The sequence below is a fragment of the Burkholderia sp. S171 genome (genome assembly GCF_009766085.1).
Classification (GTDB): Bacteria; Pseudomonadota; Gammaproteobacteria; order Burkholderiales; family Burkholderiaceae; genus Caballeronia.
The window spans coordinates 1-15,546 of record NZ_LMUF01000038.1; the positions used below are offsets into that span (position 1 = coordinate 1).

General features: G+C 56.9%; 11 protein-coding genes. 5 read left to right on the forward strand and 6 right to left on the reverse strand.

Annotated elements, in window-relative coordinates; translation table 11 throughout:
* On the reverse strand, positions 1–752 hold a 752-nt coding region (locus GSQ93_RS19520; protein WP_301952072.1), incomplete at its 3' end, for a transposase DNA-binding-containing protein.
* 309 nt (positions 753–1,061) lie between these two features.
* Between GSQ93_RS19520 and GSQ93_RS19525 the strand changes: the two genes are divergently transcribed.
* Positions 1,062–1,820: a hypothetical protein gene (locus tag GSQ93_RS19525; RefSeq protein ID WP_216857637.1), complete on the forward strand. Its 759-nt coding sequence runs from the start codon at positions 1,062–1,064 to the stop codon at positions 1,818–1,820.
* Here the strand turns inward: GSQ93_RS19525 and GSQ93_RS19530 are convergent.
* From GSQ93_RS19530 to GSQ93_RS19540, 3 genes are all read right to left on the reverse strand, one after another.
* Positions 1,789–2,130: a DUF4148 domain-containing protein gene (locus tag GSQ93_RS19530; RefSeq protein ID WP_158937302.1), complete on the reverse strand. Its 342-nt coding sequence runs from the start codon at positions 2,128–2,130 to the stop codon at positions 1,789–1,791. The genes GSQ93_RS19525 and GSQ93_RS19530 overlap by 32 nt on opposite strands.
* A 327-nt stretch (positions 2,131–2,457) precedes the next feature.
* On the reverse strand, positions 2,458–7,602 hold the full coding sequence (locus tag GSQ93_RS19535; RefSeq protein ID WP_158937303.1) for an AAA family ATPase: 5,145 nt from the start codon (positions 7,600–7,602) through the stop codon (positions 2,458–2,460).
* A gap of 116 nt (positions 7,603–7,718) precedes the next feature.
* A complete protein-coding gene (locus GSQ93_RS19540) occupies positions 7,719–8,384 on the reverse strand; it encodes a response regulator transcription factor (protein WP_158937304.1) in 666 nt (221 codons plus the stop codon).
* Between the two features lie 544 nt (positions 8,385–8,928).
* Between GSQ93_RS19540 and GSQ93_RS19545 the strand changes: the two genes are divergently transcribed.
* Positions 8,929–9,375, forward strand: coding sequence for a hypothetical protein (locus GSQ93_RS19545; RefSeq protein WP_158937305.1), 447 nt, complete (start codon positions 8,929–8,931; stop codon positions 9,373–9,375).
* Between the two features lie 823 nt (positions 9,376–10,198).
* Here the strand turns inward: GSQ93_RS19545 and GSQ93_RS19550 are convergent.
* Both GSQ93_RS19550 and GSQ93_RS38535 read right to left on the reverse strand, forming a co-directional pair.
* The gene (locus GSQ93_RS19550; RefSeq protein ID WP_158937306.1) at positions 10,199–11,185 is read right to left on the reverse strand and encodes a LysR family transcriptional regulator; all 987 of its coding nucleotides are present in this window, start codon (positions 11,183–11,185) and stop codon (positions 10,199–10,201) included.
* A 47-nt stretch (positions 11,186–11,232) separates the two neighbouring features.
* Positions 11,233–11,361 carry a hypothetical protein gene (locus GSQ93_RS38535; protein ID WP_301952073.1) on the reverse strand — a complete coding sequence of 43 codons (129 nt, stop codon included), beginning with the start codon at positions 11,359–11,361 and terminating at the stop codon, positions 11,233–11,235.
* 316 nt (positions 11,362–11,677) lie between these two features.
* Here GSQ93_RS38535 and GSQ93_RS19555 point away from each other — a divergent pair, with 316 nt between their 5' ends.
* The 3 genes from GSQ93_RS19555 (at position 11,678) to GSQ93_RS19565 (ending at position 15,524) form a co-directional block, all read left to right on the forward strand.
* A complete protein-coding gene (locus GSQ93_RS19555) occupies positions 11,678–13,552 on the forward strand; it encodes a serine hydrolase (RefSeq protein ID WP_216857638.1) in 1,875 nt (624 codons plus the stop codon).
* Positions 13,553–13,748: 196 nt separating this feature from the next.
* The gene (locus tag GSQ93_RS19560) at positions 13,749–14,441 is read left to right on the forward strand and encodes a transcriptional initiation protein Tat (protein ID WP_158937307.1); all 693 of its coding nucleotides are present in this window, start codon (positions 13,749–13,751) and stop codon (positions 14,439–14,441) included.
* 96 nt (positions 14,442–14,537) lie between these two features.
* Positions 14,538–15,524 (forward strand): zinc-dependent alcohol dehydrogenase family protein, encoded by a 987-nt coding sequence (locus tag GSQ93_RS19565; protein WP_158937308.1) that lies wholly within the window; start codon positions 14,538–14,540, stop codon positions 15,522–15,524.
* Positions 15,525–15,546 lie beyond the last annotated feature (22 nt).

Sequence of the window (15,546 nt, forward strand, 5' to 3'; positions counted from 1 at the left end):
ACTTCACGCGCCTTCTGTCCGCTGCGCCCGGGCAGCACGAAGCTGATGTGGCCGAGCACCTTACTGGCGTGCACCGTCTCCCACAAACTTGCTTCGCCCTTGAGCGCGCGATTGTGTTGCGAGCGCATCAGCCAGTCCGCCGGTTGACCCAGTTCCTGCGCACGCTGCATGAGCGCGGCGATGTCGCCTTCACGATCGGCCACATACACCAGTCGCGCGTCAGGAAGGGCCCGTGCCTGTTCGGCCACGATCTCATAGCTTTCGATCCACCGCGCACTTTCCTTAACGCCGCCACGCCTGCCGTTTGCATCGCGTGGTTCGCGCGCCCACATCCATGCGTTCATCACACCCAGCGGCTCCCGGTCCGGTGTCACCGCATAGGTCGCGTGAAGATACATGCCTACCTGTGCTTCATAACAGAGCGGGCCAGCCCCTTCGATATCCTGACCGTTAAAGTTCAGCTCTGTCGTATCGGCAATGCACAGCACCACCGGCAACTGCCCCATGCGTGCCGTGGTACGGTCCCAATGCGGCTGCATCATGTCGCGCCAGTCGATGTGCTCATTGCCCAGAAAGCGATATGCAGCGATCGTCTCTGACCAGCCTTCGCACGCGCCCGGAATGCTGGCCGTGGGCCGGCTGGCGAACCGTTTGAGCAGTTCCTTCGCGCGCCGGTCTCGCCGTGGATCACCCAAATCCAGCGTCTCAAATTCCTCGTCCACCCATGCTCCTGCGTCGTCTCGGATCTTCATGCTGAAAATCCGAGAGTAAACGCGAAATCCGCACAGTTAACAACCCCCTTGTGGCTACTTTTTTACTCCACCATCGTTGCCGCAAGTGTCGAGTTGTGTATAAAGAGATGGGCTTAAGTGGGCAACGATTCGCATTTGGTGTAGAAAGAACTTGAGACGAATGAACGGGGATCTAAGCCGCTGGAGCATGGGCGTTTGTACAGGTCCTCGTTAATCTGCAACTGACAAGTGCCGTGTTTTATCAGTCACCAGCAGAAGGCTCATCCACTCAAACGTTCCGATGCACACAATCCCATGCGATTAACTCACTTGCTTATTGGCGCGCTTCTGATGTCGTCAGGCTTCGCCTACGCCGAGGACCACGCATCGATTACGCTGCCATTCGAGACCCATGCTGCTTATTTTTCGAGGGAAGTAGCGTCGTCATCTGTGGTCGATCCACAGGTGTTCGTGCTCGACAAGAACGCCCCTGCAGAGCGTCATTGGCAGAACATCGAACATGTTGCCGGTGAGCGTAATGCGAATCCGGACGATGCGCCGGGCAGCGATATTTACAATACGACGGGTTCGCCGCTGGGCATGACCCTGGGGGAATGGTTCCACGCTGGTGGCAACGTGAAATTGGAACCGCGCGTCGACGGACGGGAAGACGTCAAGGTGGCACTGCACGGGCTAAAGCCGGGCGGCCGTTTTAGCCTATTCGAAACCCACTTTGATCAAAAGCCTTTTGGATTTACGCCGCTTGACGGCAGCGGAACCGAGAACTATTTTTCAGCGGATGACCAGGGATTGGCAAGCGTCACACTGACCGCGCCGGAACAGATGACACACGCGAATGCTGTACTCGTTGTGTACCACTCTGATAACGTGACGCACGGGAAGGAGCGAGGGTCGCTTGGCGAGACTGCGCATCATCAATTGATCCGCGCGCTTGCCTTGAGCCAGGTGTGGGCAAGTGCTGCCCAGTGCGGCTGCGCGTGGGTGACTTTGCAGCCTGCCGGAATCTGCCATCCTGGCCGGCTGCATGGTTTCTTCTTCAACTGCCGAAATACGTCGAACAAAAGCTGACACGGCCCACGCAAGAGCTGGCGATTGTGCGGCCTGCGCGCTGCCCTGAGTCGGAGCGGTTTTCGGAACCTCCCACGCTGCCTGTAGCCACAGTTGCAGATTCAGTACTCACTTTCGCTTCGGCTGCCTGAATATCAGCGGGGTAGTTTGTCTCATTGCCGGTCGACGGTGTATAACCGGCCTTTTCCAACTGAATCAGTTCTGCGCGGACCTGGGCGCGTGTGATCATGCTGCCGGATTGTTGTGCGAACCCGCTCAACGGGACGAGAAGGATACTGGCTGCGAGGACAACGGAAGTGAACGACTTCATGGCAACTCCTTAAGCGCGGTCGGCGCGATTGATTGCCGGGGTGAACCGGCGAGGCGGAGCACGACGTCAAAACGGCGAATGCCTGACACCTGGTTTTGCGATCCGTGTGTCGGCGTTTGCGTTTTGCCGTGCTGTAACCATCGTAGAGGGGCCATGAGGCCGATGCTATTCTCCGAACGTCTGGTGGCGCCCGGCTATTCGGTGAGGGACCTGATACCAAGGTCTGGGTAGGTGCCCCAAAGCTTTCGTGCCCGGGCATGTTGACAGGGACGCGTCATGCCAGAGTTCTTGCATGTTTTCAGTCTACGAACAGGCGCCCACTTGCCGTTACGAGTCGCTGCTCGCTTTCACGGGACCCGCGGCCGGGAGGGTGAAACTGAAGACGGTCCCGAACGGCTCGCTTGTTTCGACCGATAGCTGTCCGTGGTGCGCCTCGATGATCGAGTTGCTGATAGAGAGCCCCATGCCCATGCCGGACGCCTTGGTGGTCACGAACGGCTCGAATATTCGATGTGCCACTTCCGCGTCAAGGCCGGGACCGGTGTCCGTCACGCTGACGCGTATGCGCTTGTCGTTCATTGCTGCGCAGGACAACTTCAGCAGACGTTGTCGATCGTTGATCGTCGCCATGGCTTCAGTTGCATTGACCACCAAGTTCAGCACGACCTGCTGTACCTGAACGCGGTCGCCTTTGACAAGCAAATCGGTCTCAGACTGGTTGATCACATCCACGTCGTGGTCTTGTATCTGGCCGCGCAACATGGCAAGGACTTCGAACACAGCCGTGCTGAGATCGAAGACGGCAATGACCGGTTCGGATTGCTTGGCCATCGCTCGCAGGCCCTGGATCACCTTGGACGCGCGGATACTGTCGGCGACCACATTGCTGATCATGTCCTTCGCTTCGGCAATGTTAGGGGCGTCACGGTTAAGCCAGCGCAATGCGGCGCCCGAAGATGTTTGGATCGCCATCAATGGCTGGCTGACTTCATGGACGATTGATGCGACCAGCTCTCCCATGGTGGTGAGCCGCGTCACCCGGGCGAGATTCGCCAACGCATCTCTAAGTGCCTCTTCAGCCTCGGCTCTCGCGCGGTTTTGTTCAATCAGGTCCTCGTAGAGACGCGCATTTTCAAGCGAGATCGCGGCTTGTCCTCCCAGCAGGGTGAGTACGGCGATCTTGTCCGCGGTGAACGCGCCAACAGCCAGGTCGTTCTCCATGTAAAGCACGCCGACCAGTTTTGTCTGTTTGATCAGCGGCGTGCAAACGATGGAACGCGAGCGATTGCGCCTGACGTATTCATCGCGGACAAATGGGCCGCTTTCGAACGCGTTATCAAGGACAATATGCCTGCCTGTGCGCACGACAGCGTGCACCACGGAGACCGCCAAATCCGCCGGCGACATTTCCGACGTGGCCATCCTGACGTCAATGCCCTCCGGCCGGACATGAGCTTCGGCTTCTATTCTCAGCGACGTCCCATGCGAGAGTGCCAGAATGCAGCGCTGGGCCCCGGCGTGCTGCACGACTGTCGTCACTAGCGTTTCGATCAAATTGATCAGGACGATTTCACTTGCAAGCGCGCCGGACGCCTTGATGATTGCCGCAATATCGAGTTGCTGATATGAAAATTCATCAGCATGCCTTAGTGCAGCTGGAGTTTGCGTTTCACGCAGCAGTCCATGGCGGTTGTTCAGGTCGTCGACCTTGGCGCGGGCTCCCCACTGCGCATACGCATTGCGCGCGGCGCGCAGGTGCGTGCGGGCGTTCTGTTCAAGACCGAGATCGGCACAAAATGCCGCCGCCAGTTCGTTGGCGAGCGCTTCAACCTGGAGGAACCGGTTGGATTCGGCGTGTTGAATGGCTTCGTCAAAATACTGCCGCGCGAGCGTGAAGTTGCCATCGAGTTGCGCGATCAGCGCACCCACCAGCGCGTGACGGCCGGCGAAGTTGGCCGGACACGATTCAGCCAGCACTGATAGTTCCGAGAAGTGATCATTCAAGCTCGCGGCGTGAGCAGTTCCCGTTTCGGAGCCGGTGTCCGCGGCGGCGCAGGCGGCTGCGCGGTTCAGTGCGCTGTAGAAGTGAAAGTCGATGACTTCAAGAATGCTCTTCGATGCACGCAGCGACAGCGTGCACATCTGCTCGGCCTCCAGCGCCACGGCAATCTCACCGAAAATACAAGCAGCCTGGAGTCTGTAACTCCATTGCGAGAACGCGACGCTGGTGGTGTTATGCGGCGACACGCTGATCAGGTCGCTGTTGAACGCGCCTGCCGACACGGTACCGTCGTCGTCAAGCTTGATTCCTGTTTCGCGCAACGCATTGACCAGATCGAGTTGCGTGCCCAACACATTCAGGTAGAGCGCAAACTTGGAAGCACGCGCAATGGCGACGCCTTTTTCGGCCTCGCGGTAAACATCTTCGAGCGGCGCACCGGCGAGCATCAGGAGACTTGAAACATTCCTGGCGCTGGATACGTCGAAGACCAGATTGCCGATTTCCGCCGATATTTTATAGGCCCGCTCAGCGTACGGCGCGCCTTCTCCCAGCGGCCGGAACCAGGGAATGACCAAGGTGCCGAAGCGCATGTATATGCGTGATGCATAGCGCGATGGACCGCAGCGGTCGACCAGTTGCACGGCGAGTTTGCCGAACTCGTATCCTTTGCAATAGTCGTGGTAACGCACGCCAAACACGAAATTCAGGAATACGAATCCAAACGCGGAAGAATCGCAGAGACCGTGTTCCACGCTCAAGTTGCCGACGTGGAGCAGGATCATGTCGACCAGGTTGGCATCGATGAAAAGCGCCGGCGGAATTAAGTCTGCCAGCACGTCGATCGCGCTATGCCATAGCGGGTCGCTGATCATGGGGATTGCGCCCAGGTCTGCAATCGAGCGTTCGCCGATACGCTCCAAAAAACGCGCGAAAGACTGGTCCACCTGCGCGTCGGTCGGCTTGAATTCCAACTCAAGTCCCAGTCGATGCAGGAAGTCGAGCCCGGCCTCGATCCCCAGGTCTGGCCGGTTCTGTGCGGTGTGTAGACCCGTTGCCAGACGGGTCATCTCGGCTCTGAGCGGCATGCTGATGTCAAGTGCCGCCAATGCGGCGAGGCGCTGCTTGGCAGGCTCCAGCTTGCCAATGAGGCATTCGCAATCGGCGCGCCAGAATTCGATCCACTGTATTGCGTCGCCGTCCGGTTCGGTACGCAGGAACTCTGCTGCCGCGACGAGGTACGTCAATGCCGAAGCGTAGGCGGTCGCGTTCTTCGCGCGTTTAGCCGCAACGACATTCAGGCTCGCGAATCGCCGTCGTTCAGGTTCGGAGCTCACGGCGTCACTACCCAGATCGATCTGGCTGACGATCTCGTAGATATCCTCGCACGTGTCATCGTCCACGATGCGAGCGACCATGCGCCGCCCGATATCGAGGTGCATGGCGACGCGTTCGGCATGGTCCATGGAACCGTAGGCGGCCTCGCGAAACCGGTCGTGGCGAAATTGGTATGCGTCCCCATTGCGATAGACGAGGTCGGACGCCGACGCTTCGCCAAACGCGGCATCAAGCTGCGTCGGCGAGCAATCCATCGCCTTTGCCAATGCCGGGACTGCGGCTACGCTGCCGAGGCAGGAGAAATGCCGCAGCGCATCTTGCGTGGCAGGATTGAGGCGATCGAAGCGACGCAACATCAGGTCGACCACATTGTCCGTATACGCCTTCGCTCGAATCCGGTCGATGTCGCGCACCTGCAGCGTCGACTGGTGCTCGAATTCGATCAACCCCTCTTGGGCGAGTTCGATCGCAAATTGCGTGACAAAAAACGGATTGCCGCCGGTCTTCGTCTTGACCAGATCGACGACCGGACCCGCCTGTTCAAGCGAACATCCAAGCGTGCTGGCTACGAGCAGCGCGGTGTCGTCTCTGTTGAGCGGGGAGAGTTGAAGACGACTACAGGCCGGGCCTTGCGTGAGTTGCAGCAACGGATGGTCTGAGCGGACTTCGTTGCTGCGATACGCGCCGATCAGCATCAAGTAGGGCGCGTCGGCTAGGTTGTTCAAATATGCGAACGCGCTGATCGTGCCTTCGTCGGCCCAGTGAAGATCATCGAAAAAAAGTATTAGCGGGCACTCTGGCGTGCAGAACGCCTTGATCAGATCTGCTGCGGCTTTGAGGAATTGAGCGCGATCTACGGGAAGCCCTGCATCCTCCGTGGAGAGCTGGTTACCCAGAACGAGTTTCAGGTCAGGGACCATGGTCCACAGCGCTCTGGCCTTGTTTCCAAGCGCGTCGAGCAGACGGCGCTGTGACGCGAAAAATGTTTCTTCATCCTGTCCAAGAATCGGGCGGACCAGTTGCTCGATAATCTGGAGCAGTGCCGTGTAAGGCGTTGCACTGTTGACCTGCTCGCAGGTGCCCACCGCGAAAAGGTGCGGCGACGTAACACGCTGACTGATCCACTGATTCACAAGGGAAGACTTACCTGCGCCCGAATAGCCGCACACCAGGATCATCTCTGCCGGCTTACCCGCGGCGCAGCGCTCAAATGCAGCGTGCAGCACCTTCGTCTCGTCCTCGCGTCCATACAACCGCGGCGAGACCCGCTGACGCCCGGGGAGCGCGGGCATGTCCAGTGGAAACAGCGCAACCCGGTCACCGGCGGGCCGGGCTGCCGAACACCGCTCGAGATCCGCAACAAGACTTGCAGCAGACTGGTATCGCTCCTCCGGATCTTTCGCGAGCAGCTTCATCACGATCATTTCGACCTGCCGCGGAATCCCGCGCACCAGCTCGGACGGCAAAGCAGGGGAGCGCGCGAGATGCGCATGGACGAGAGCCAAACGGTCGCTGCCACTGATGGGCAGCGAGTGCGTCAACATTTCGTAGAACGTACAGCCGAGCGAGTACAGATCCGCGCGCTTGTCGACGGGACAGTTCATCTGGCCGCAGAGCTCCGGGGCCATATATTCCAGCGTGCCGTAGTTCGAATGGTGCAGGGCGCCCTGACGATGTTCCGGGGTGTCGCGAAACGCACAACCAAAACCCGTCAGGCGCACGCTGCTGTCTTCGCGTATTTCGAGGATATTGTCAGGATTGAGGTCGCAGTGAACGATCCCGCGCTCATGCACCGCGTTCAGCGCCTTTCCGATCCCAATCGCAAGCGGAAAGAAGCGGTCCATTGACATGGGTACATCGCATAACTTGCGCAACAAGTCCCCGCCTGGATCATCCAGCATGAGCAACGGCTGACCGTTGTAGTGCAGAAGCGCAGTTGGGCGAAGCACCCACTGCGTTGGCAATTCCGCGCGAAGTTCATATTCGTGATGCAGCCGGCGGGACGCCTCGCTGTCGGTATTTAATTCGTCCAGCTTTACGAACAGAGCGGGTTCCGAATTTGTGCAAGTGCCTCGATACAGCTTGAGTTTCGACGATCTCAGCAATACGAGGGAGTAGTCTGACAGGTCTGTCATGGTGGCCGTGACACGCGTATTGGTTGTTTTGACCGGCGTTGTCTGTGCCCGCGCTTATTGCTAAGCCATGCTGACTATTCCGGCTTACTGCATTGTTCTGTGTTATGACCTAAGCGTTATTGCGTGCGCAGAGGCTCAACTCCCAGGGACTGTGTTTTGCGGATCAGATCGGCCACCGAACGGGCCGCCATCTTTTTCATGGCCTGGCCACGGTGCATCTTCACCGTCACTTCCGAAATGCTCATCTCAGAAGCAATCTGTTTATTAAGAAGACCGGCCAGAACGAAGCCCACTACCTCGCGCTCGCGAGGAGTGAGTGATTCGTAGGACATGCGCAGTGATGAAATCGAGTGCGCTGCTTGCAATCTCTTTCGGTCCTTTGCCAGTGCATGGTCAACCGCATCCAGCAAATCCTGGTCTCGAAATGGTTTTGAAAGGAAGTCCTGGGCGCCGGCCTTCATCGCTTTTACCGTCATGGCAATATCACCGTGACCGGTAATGAATACCACCGGCATGTACAGGTTGCTGCGTGTCATTGAATCCTGAAACTCAAGACCGTTCTCACCGCGCAGACGCACGTCAAGGATCAGGCAGCTGGGACCCGCAGGCTTCGTGCGGGCCAGGAATTCCTGCGATGACGCAAACGTTTCGACTGCGAGATCCACCGACCGCAGCAAGCCGCTGAGCGCCCGCCGCGCCGATTCGTCGTCGTCAATAACATAGACGATTGCAGCAGGTTCATGCGCAGCGGTTTTGCTCGAGCCTGATTGTTGTGTATTCATCTGACCGCTCCTTGGTCCGAGAGGGTGCGCTCGGGCCGACCGTCTCACGCGCGGTTTGCGTGAATCGGTTCAACCCGCAAAAACAGTTTGCGTGATGTCCAAAGGTGAACGGGTCGTGCTCTGGGATTCTTAGCCGCTGCAGCAAGCCCCACTTGGTCATGGTGTCCGCCTCGACATGAATTTGCGAGCGCTCCGCGATCAGCTGATACTTTTAAACTAAGGTGGCTGCTACCAGCACAATTGTACGATATAAAAAGTTCAGTCGGTCTACAAGCTTGCCGCTTGCGTACAGTTGTTATGAGAATCGCTTGCAGCTCCATCACCATCACTTCCCGGGAGCTATACATAGGTGTGGCACCACCATCCTCGCATCGGGTATAGGGCATCTGTTGGTCTAATGGGCGAACCGTTTGTCTCGACGTATCGTTGTCTCGCGGTACACAGTGCGCTCTTCAGCAGGTAGTCGTGAATGTTTGTCGTTTCACGAGACGGTGCATGGAGCGTGTTTTTTTAGTCGTAGCAGCGCTGACCTCGAGTTCACTTCATGAGACCCGGCCCACGTTTTCCGATGCAGCAAGCCACATCCAATTACGACGACCGCTTCACGATCATGGACTACGTCCCGCGCTCAGCCGCCCTTGCCGCCGGTCAGGAGCAAGCAATGTTCACGTTAGCGTTTCTGGCATGTGGTGTATCCCTGCTGACGGCGCCTCTCGAACTCACTTTCTCGCCCGGTTACGCACCCCTCGTGATCGCGCTGCTGAGCAAATGCGTTTTCGTGTTGCTCGGCATTGTCATGATTAATTGCGGCCGTCCGGCGCATTTGCTCTTTGCCTTCTCGTGCTGCATTGGCGTTCTGTTCTCTTGTATTCGCGTATTTGGCGGAGCTGGACTACTTGGCCCTGAGATTGCGGTGCTATGCATTGACACAATGATCAAACTGACGTACGCCATCGCATTCGGTCGTGCGTCCTTCGGCCATTCGTACTAATTTATCAATGCTTAAGGGCAGATACCGGGATGCAAGACGCCCTGCCAGGGGTCAATGTTAACGGGGCATATCTTCTTGACCCGAATAATGAGATGGTAGTAGCAGTCTGCCTAAGGGTAAGCCGGGCTCCGGCTGCTTCCGAGAGATCTTCGCATTGCCTTGAATCCTGTGTAGGCGATTCACCCAACTGCGGTTACACGCACGTCACCGTCACCAGATATCCCCAATCGCTCCGCGACACAAACGTACGTGGGACGTGTCATCCACCAACGGGGCACGGACTTACGCGCCTGCTGCCTGATCATCACCATATCTGAGCTCGACAGTACGGCATGGCGCGGCAGTACTTCGTCCCACGCACCGATTTGAACATGCCCACGCGCGATAACCCGGTGACTCTTGAATCGCGTTATCGCACCGCTGACCGTGCGCTCGGCTTGCAGATGGAAGTGTGCGGCGTATCCCCTGTAAGCAGGCCTCCCGAGACCGCGTTGAGATGTTCAATATCAACCGCGGATATGACGTCGACCGAAGCTAAGAGCGCCGCCGAAAGATGCATGCACCGGTCAACGCGCATCCGGCCCCGGGCCTGCCGTCGTAGACAAGCAGGTTTTGTCAAACATGTTGACGAATCGATGTCTAAATTTACGTGCCAGTCCGGTCGCGTTGCCACTGCAACGCACTTGATGTGCCTCAGGAGGCTGGCAAACATAGCGAAATCTGTGCGCCGGGACACCAATCAAAACATTGGATACCTGGGCTTAATCGTACTGCTAAACAGATTTCCGTTGCACCTGGAAGCAGACCCTGGAGGTCTTAGCCGTCAAGAATCGAGAGCTAGCAGCAGTGAAATGTCGTCCATCTGCGTGGGCCGACTGCATGCAACCTTCATGGGGATAGCTCGGTCGACATTTCGCCGATCACGAAGATCGAAATTCTCGCTAACGTGTGAAATCAGGCTACGAACCCTTTCGGGGACAAACTGACGCGAACGGTAGCTGATCGCGATCGGGACCGACTCTGAGTGCCAAGCGTCAAACAGCGGAAAAAGCTGACCCGCGTCCACGTAAGGCTTCGCTGCATCCGGCGGGAGCAATGCTATTCCTATGCCCTGGATGGCGGCCATGGCTATTGCCTGCGGACTGCTGGAGCGGAACCGCGAGCCGCAAGGAAGGAGCAGGCGTTTGCCGGAACCCTCTGCAAGCAAATCCCATGGACTTCCGCCAACGGACATGCGTTCTTGCGGCAAAAGGTCGTACGGCGAACCAGCGTTTGTATTCGTCGAAAACCGGGTTCCAGCAAACAGTGACATGCTTAACGAACCGATTTTCTTGGCGATGTAGAGGTCTCGCACCTCATGCTCCAAGGAGACGGCAATGTCTGCGCCGCGGCTAAGCGGATCGTCTCCGTCGTCGAAGAAATCGACGTCCACAGTTACGTTGCTGTGGGATTGCATGTATCCCTCCAGAAGCGAGGAGAGCGCGTTGAACCCGAGAAGCTTTTGTATTGCTACCCGCACTGTTCCACTCATGGTGCGCGAGCTCGCATCGCCAATCTCTTTGATTTCCGTAAAGCTCTCGAGGAGTAGAACCGCCCGGTTGTAAACGGTCATGCCTACGTCCGTCACCGAAAGTTTTCGTGTTGTCCTGTGTATCAGCCTGACGCCCAACTCTGTTTCGAGCTCCTGGATCGCACGGGTAACCGCGGCTGGCGCGAGATTATTTGCAAGAGCGGCTCCCGAAAAGCTTTTATGATCGGCTACCGCTTTGAATAGCTCAAGACACTTGATCATCTGCATTTTTTCCGCCATTCAAAAGTTTCGTGGGTATGTAACGACTCGAGGCGTTTCGAAACCACCTAAAGCAGGCAAACTTTCGTCAGGTCCACCGTTCGCCGATATACATTGCGATCGAGCCACGACACATAGGTGTATTCGTCGTAAGCGTTACTGCTGATCAAAATCCAGTTGTGCAAAATCGGGCGCATGATGGACATCCTTTGGTATGCCGAGACTCTGATAATTCGATCGCCCCGATAACCAAAGGTCGTCGAACGCCAAGGCGGGGGAATGCCGGCTCGTCAAACGCTACAACGCTTGGGCGATTACCTTGCATTACCGTTCGTCTTGGTTACTATCGTAGGTCTGCAAGCGCGGCAATCCTATTGCACAAAAGACTCAGGAGACACTCCCTTCGAGTAGTGAGCCCTGTACGAACGTATGCCTGCGCGCGAGACGAGTCCGCGGTAGCTGGGCGTTCTGCCGACGGGTATTGTCCGCTGTAATCAAATCAAAGCCAGACCTTTGTATGGCTCTGTCTCTTCTATTGTCGGTTGCGCAGCAGACATTGGTCGAATAGACGGCCAACTCATTGAAACGTATCTTGATTTCACGGTGCAAATGTCGATATTTAAACCGCCTGCTATCCAAGCAGGGCAAGAAAAGCCACTTGCTGTTTGGTATGAGATCACTCGAAACAGCGTTTCCAAACACCGGTTTATCCATGGATATAAGCCGTCGATCAAAGCGAAATCACGCAAGCGTGCTGCCCTACCTTCTTCTAATAAACCTTTTTTTGGAGTACAAAAAATGAAATCGTCCTATCTCAAGGTTTTAGCAACCGCCATGGCTATTGGTGCCGTGTTTGCGCTCTCGTCATCCTCAGCTAATGCTGCACGAGGCGACGCTCGCCTGGAGTATTACGGGCAAAGCATCGATACGATGATTGCCGATTTCATGCAGGAGAAGCACATTTCCGGCTTGACAATGGCTATCGTCGAAGCGCCATACATTCCACGCGTCGCAGGATATGGCGAGAGCGACATGTCGAAGAAGCTGCTGGCTTCTCAAGGCACCCTTTGGAACATCGGCCCAATCACGCAGGGCTTCACAGCTGCGGCCATCATGCAGCTCGTTGAACAGGGAAAGATGGATTTGCAAACGCCGGTTGGCACCTATGTTCAAGGCCTGCCATCGTCATGGTCGAAGCTAACCATCATGGAGCTATTGCAGCACGCAACCGGCATCGCGGACTATCGACGCTCGCCGGGGTTCAACTCCGCCCAGGAGTATCAGCCGCAGCAACTGATCGACATGGTCAAGGGTGAAAAGCTGGCATTCAAGCCCGGGACCCAGATTGCTCAAAGTGCCACGAACTTCCTTCTTCTCGGTCTGGCGATTGAAGCTGCCAGTGGAATGAGCTATCACGACTTCATCTGGAATGGCCAGATCAAGCCGCTCGGACTCACCCATACGATGTTCATAGAGGACTTTCCTGCGCACGCCAGCATCGATCCAGTCGAAAAAACCGGTATGCGCCATCACCTGTTCGTGACAGACGGCCGTTATATCAATCCGGTTGAACCTGCTGCCGGATATCGCGTGACCAATGGGAAGCTGACGGCAATCCCATCGGCGACGTCGTCCAGCCAGTTTGCTTTTGGATCGTTATGGGCATCCGCCGAAGACGTCAGCACCTGGGACATTGCACTCGCCGGCAACGAAGTCATTAAAGACGCCGCGCACCGCGACCTCGTGTACAAGCCCACCACGCTTGAAAACGGCACCGTGGTACCCGCCATGGCCGGCTGGCAGTTCACCAAGCATAAAGGCTTCATGGATATCAAGGGTAATGCGCCTGGCTATAGCGCGTATCTGAGTCGTTTTACCGATCCAAACGAATTGGTGTGCGTTACCTTGCTCGCCAATACCGAAAACGTTGACCTCACCGATCTTGCGCGTCGCATAGCCGCTGCATACGACGCAACGCTGGGTTCGGGAAACGATCCCGCGCAAACCTCGACCTATGAAAGCGTATTCGATGTGAAGGAGACCGTAGCTCGACTCGAGAAAAACATAAAGGCGGGCAACGGACAAGTCTTCGGTCACTACGATCACCAGGCGAACGCGCAGCAGGCCGGACTTCCGTTGCGGCCCACCGAAGTAATCGTCTTTGGCAATCCTGCGGCTGGAACAAAGCTGATGCAGGAACAACCGGGTATTGCAAGCGAGTTGCCGATTCGTGTGTCTGTGTGGGAAGACGAGCGTGGCCGCACATGGGTCAGTTACAACAACTTTGATCGGCTGGCGGAACGCTACGGCATTCATGACGTACAAACGATCGCAAAGATGAAAAACGCGGTCGCTGAACTTGTCCGCAAATCGAGCAGCGCGTACTAAGACGGTATGTCGAGTCTGGCCGGTACGGCGTCGTGCTGGCCCTCCGAAAATATGATGAACTTAAATAATGAGGTTTGATATGTCGGTTACTGTTCAGGGACCCAAGCGTCGAGACGCGCTTCGAATGATTGGATGGACAGCGCTGTCGATCGGCGCGCTTTTGCCTCATCGGCAGGCCGTCGCGAAGGAAGCCGCAGTGGTCGAGATGCCGTCGTCGCCGGATGGCGCCAATGAGCTCAGCGAACTCGGCAAGCGTCTCGCCGCTTCCCCGCGTCGGCGCAGTTTCGATTCGGTGCCATTCATGCTGACCGATCGAGCCTTTTGGGATTATGAGGCTGCTACCGAAGTGTTGTCGTATCGACCCAAGGCGCGTCAGGTATGGGAAAACACCGACCTTGCTGGCCCGTGGCCGGGACTGATGCGTGAAGCCGTGAATGGCCAAGTGTTCGGAAACGGCAACGCGAATTTCCTGGCGGTTTCCGCGACGCATGGTCTTGCTCATCTTGCGCTGTTCTCACAGGCAATGTGGGACAAATACAACCTAGCTACCCTTGCGGGGCCAAAGTTTGAAAGGAACACCCTGATCGTCGAAAAGCCAAAGGTGTCGATGCGCGACAGCGTGGAGGAGGTAAGCGGCTTCTATGGGCCGGCTAATAACAATATAGTTTCCTTGCAACGGCGTGGCACAGTATTCATAGCTTGTCATGATTCGATCCACGCCATTGCCCGCATGTTGCAAAGCTCCGCCGCAAATGGAAGCAATACGGCTGACAAGATCGCTGCCGATCTGACCAACAATCTGATACCGGACGCCGTGCTGGTACCAAGCGTAGTGTCGTTCTTGGTCGATCTTCAGGTCCGGGGCTATACCTATTCGAAGGGCGGTTGACCGGCCTTCGCGCCTCATAAATAAAGCTTTTGTGGTGACTATTCCACTGTTGCCCACACTTTCTTGAGACCTCGAAGGTCACTTAAAGGATTGATTATGGACATGCAAGCGCTTGTACTCACCCGTCACGACGGTCCCCTTGAACTTACCGCTATCGCGATTCCTGCACCGTCAGCAGGAGAAGTTCGGATTCGCATCGCAGCAAGTGGTTTAAATCCGCTGGATACGAAAATTCGAGCGGGCGCGGCGGCTCATGCTCGACATCCTCTGCCGCTGATACTCGGCATCGACGTCGCCGGCGTCGTCGATGCAGTCGGAACAGGTGTGACCGAATTCGACATCGGTGACGAGGTGTACGGAATGACCGGGGGCGTGGGCGGTATTCCGGGTTCGCTCGCACAATTTGCATCGGTCGACGCCAGTTTGCTAGCGCGAAAGCCAGTCAATCTCTCCATGCGCGAGGCCGCTGCGCTGCCCCTGGCATTCATTACCGCGTGGTGCGGAATGGTCGATCGCGCGAATTTGCAGGCGGGCCAGACGGTGCTCGTTCAGGGAGGCGCCGGAGGCGTGGGACATGTCGCCGTGCAAATAGCCCGCGCGCGAGGCGCAATCGTATTCGCGACTGCGAGTGCCCTCAACCAGGACGTTGTCGCGGGTTTTGGCGCGACGCCGATCGACTATGCGGCGCAAACAGTTGAACAGTATGTGGAGAAGTGCACGGAGGGCGAGGGATTCGATCTGGTTGTAGATACGGTCGGCGGCTCGACGCTCGACGCATCCTTTCGGGCAGTCAAGCATTTCGGACACGTAGTCAGTGCACTTGGATGGGGCACTCATGCGTTAGCGCCGCTTTCCTTTCGTGAGGCAAGCTACTCGGGCGTCTTTAGCCTGCATCCCTTGTTGAGCGGAAAACACCGGGCACATCATGGCGAGATTTTGCGCCAGGCCACGGCGCTGGCCGAAGCAGATAAATTGGTCCCGCGTCTGGACCCTCGCCGCTTCGATCTGGGTTCGGCGTACTTGGCTTATGAGTTGATAGTTGACGGGACCGCTGAAGGAAAGGTAGTAGTCGACGTGATCTGAAGTTTGTCTCACCGCCCGTCAT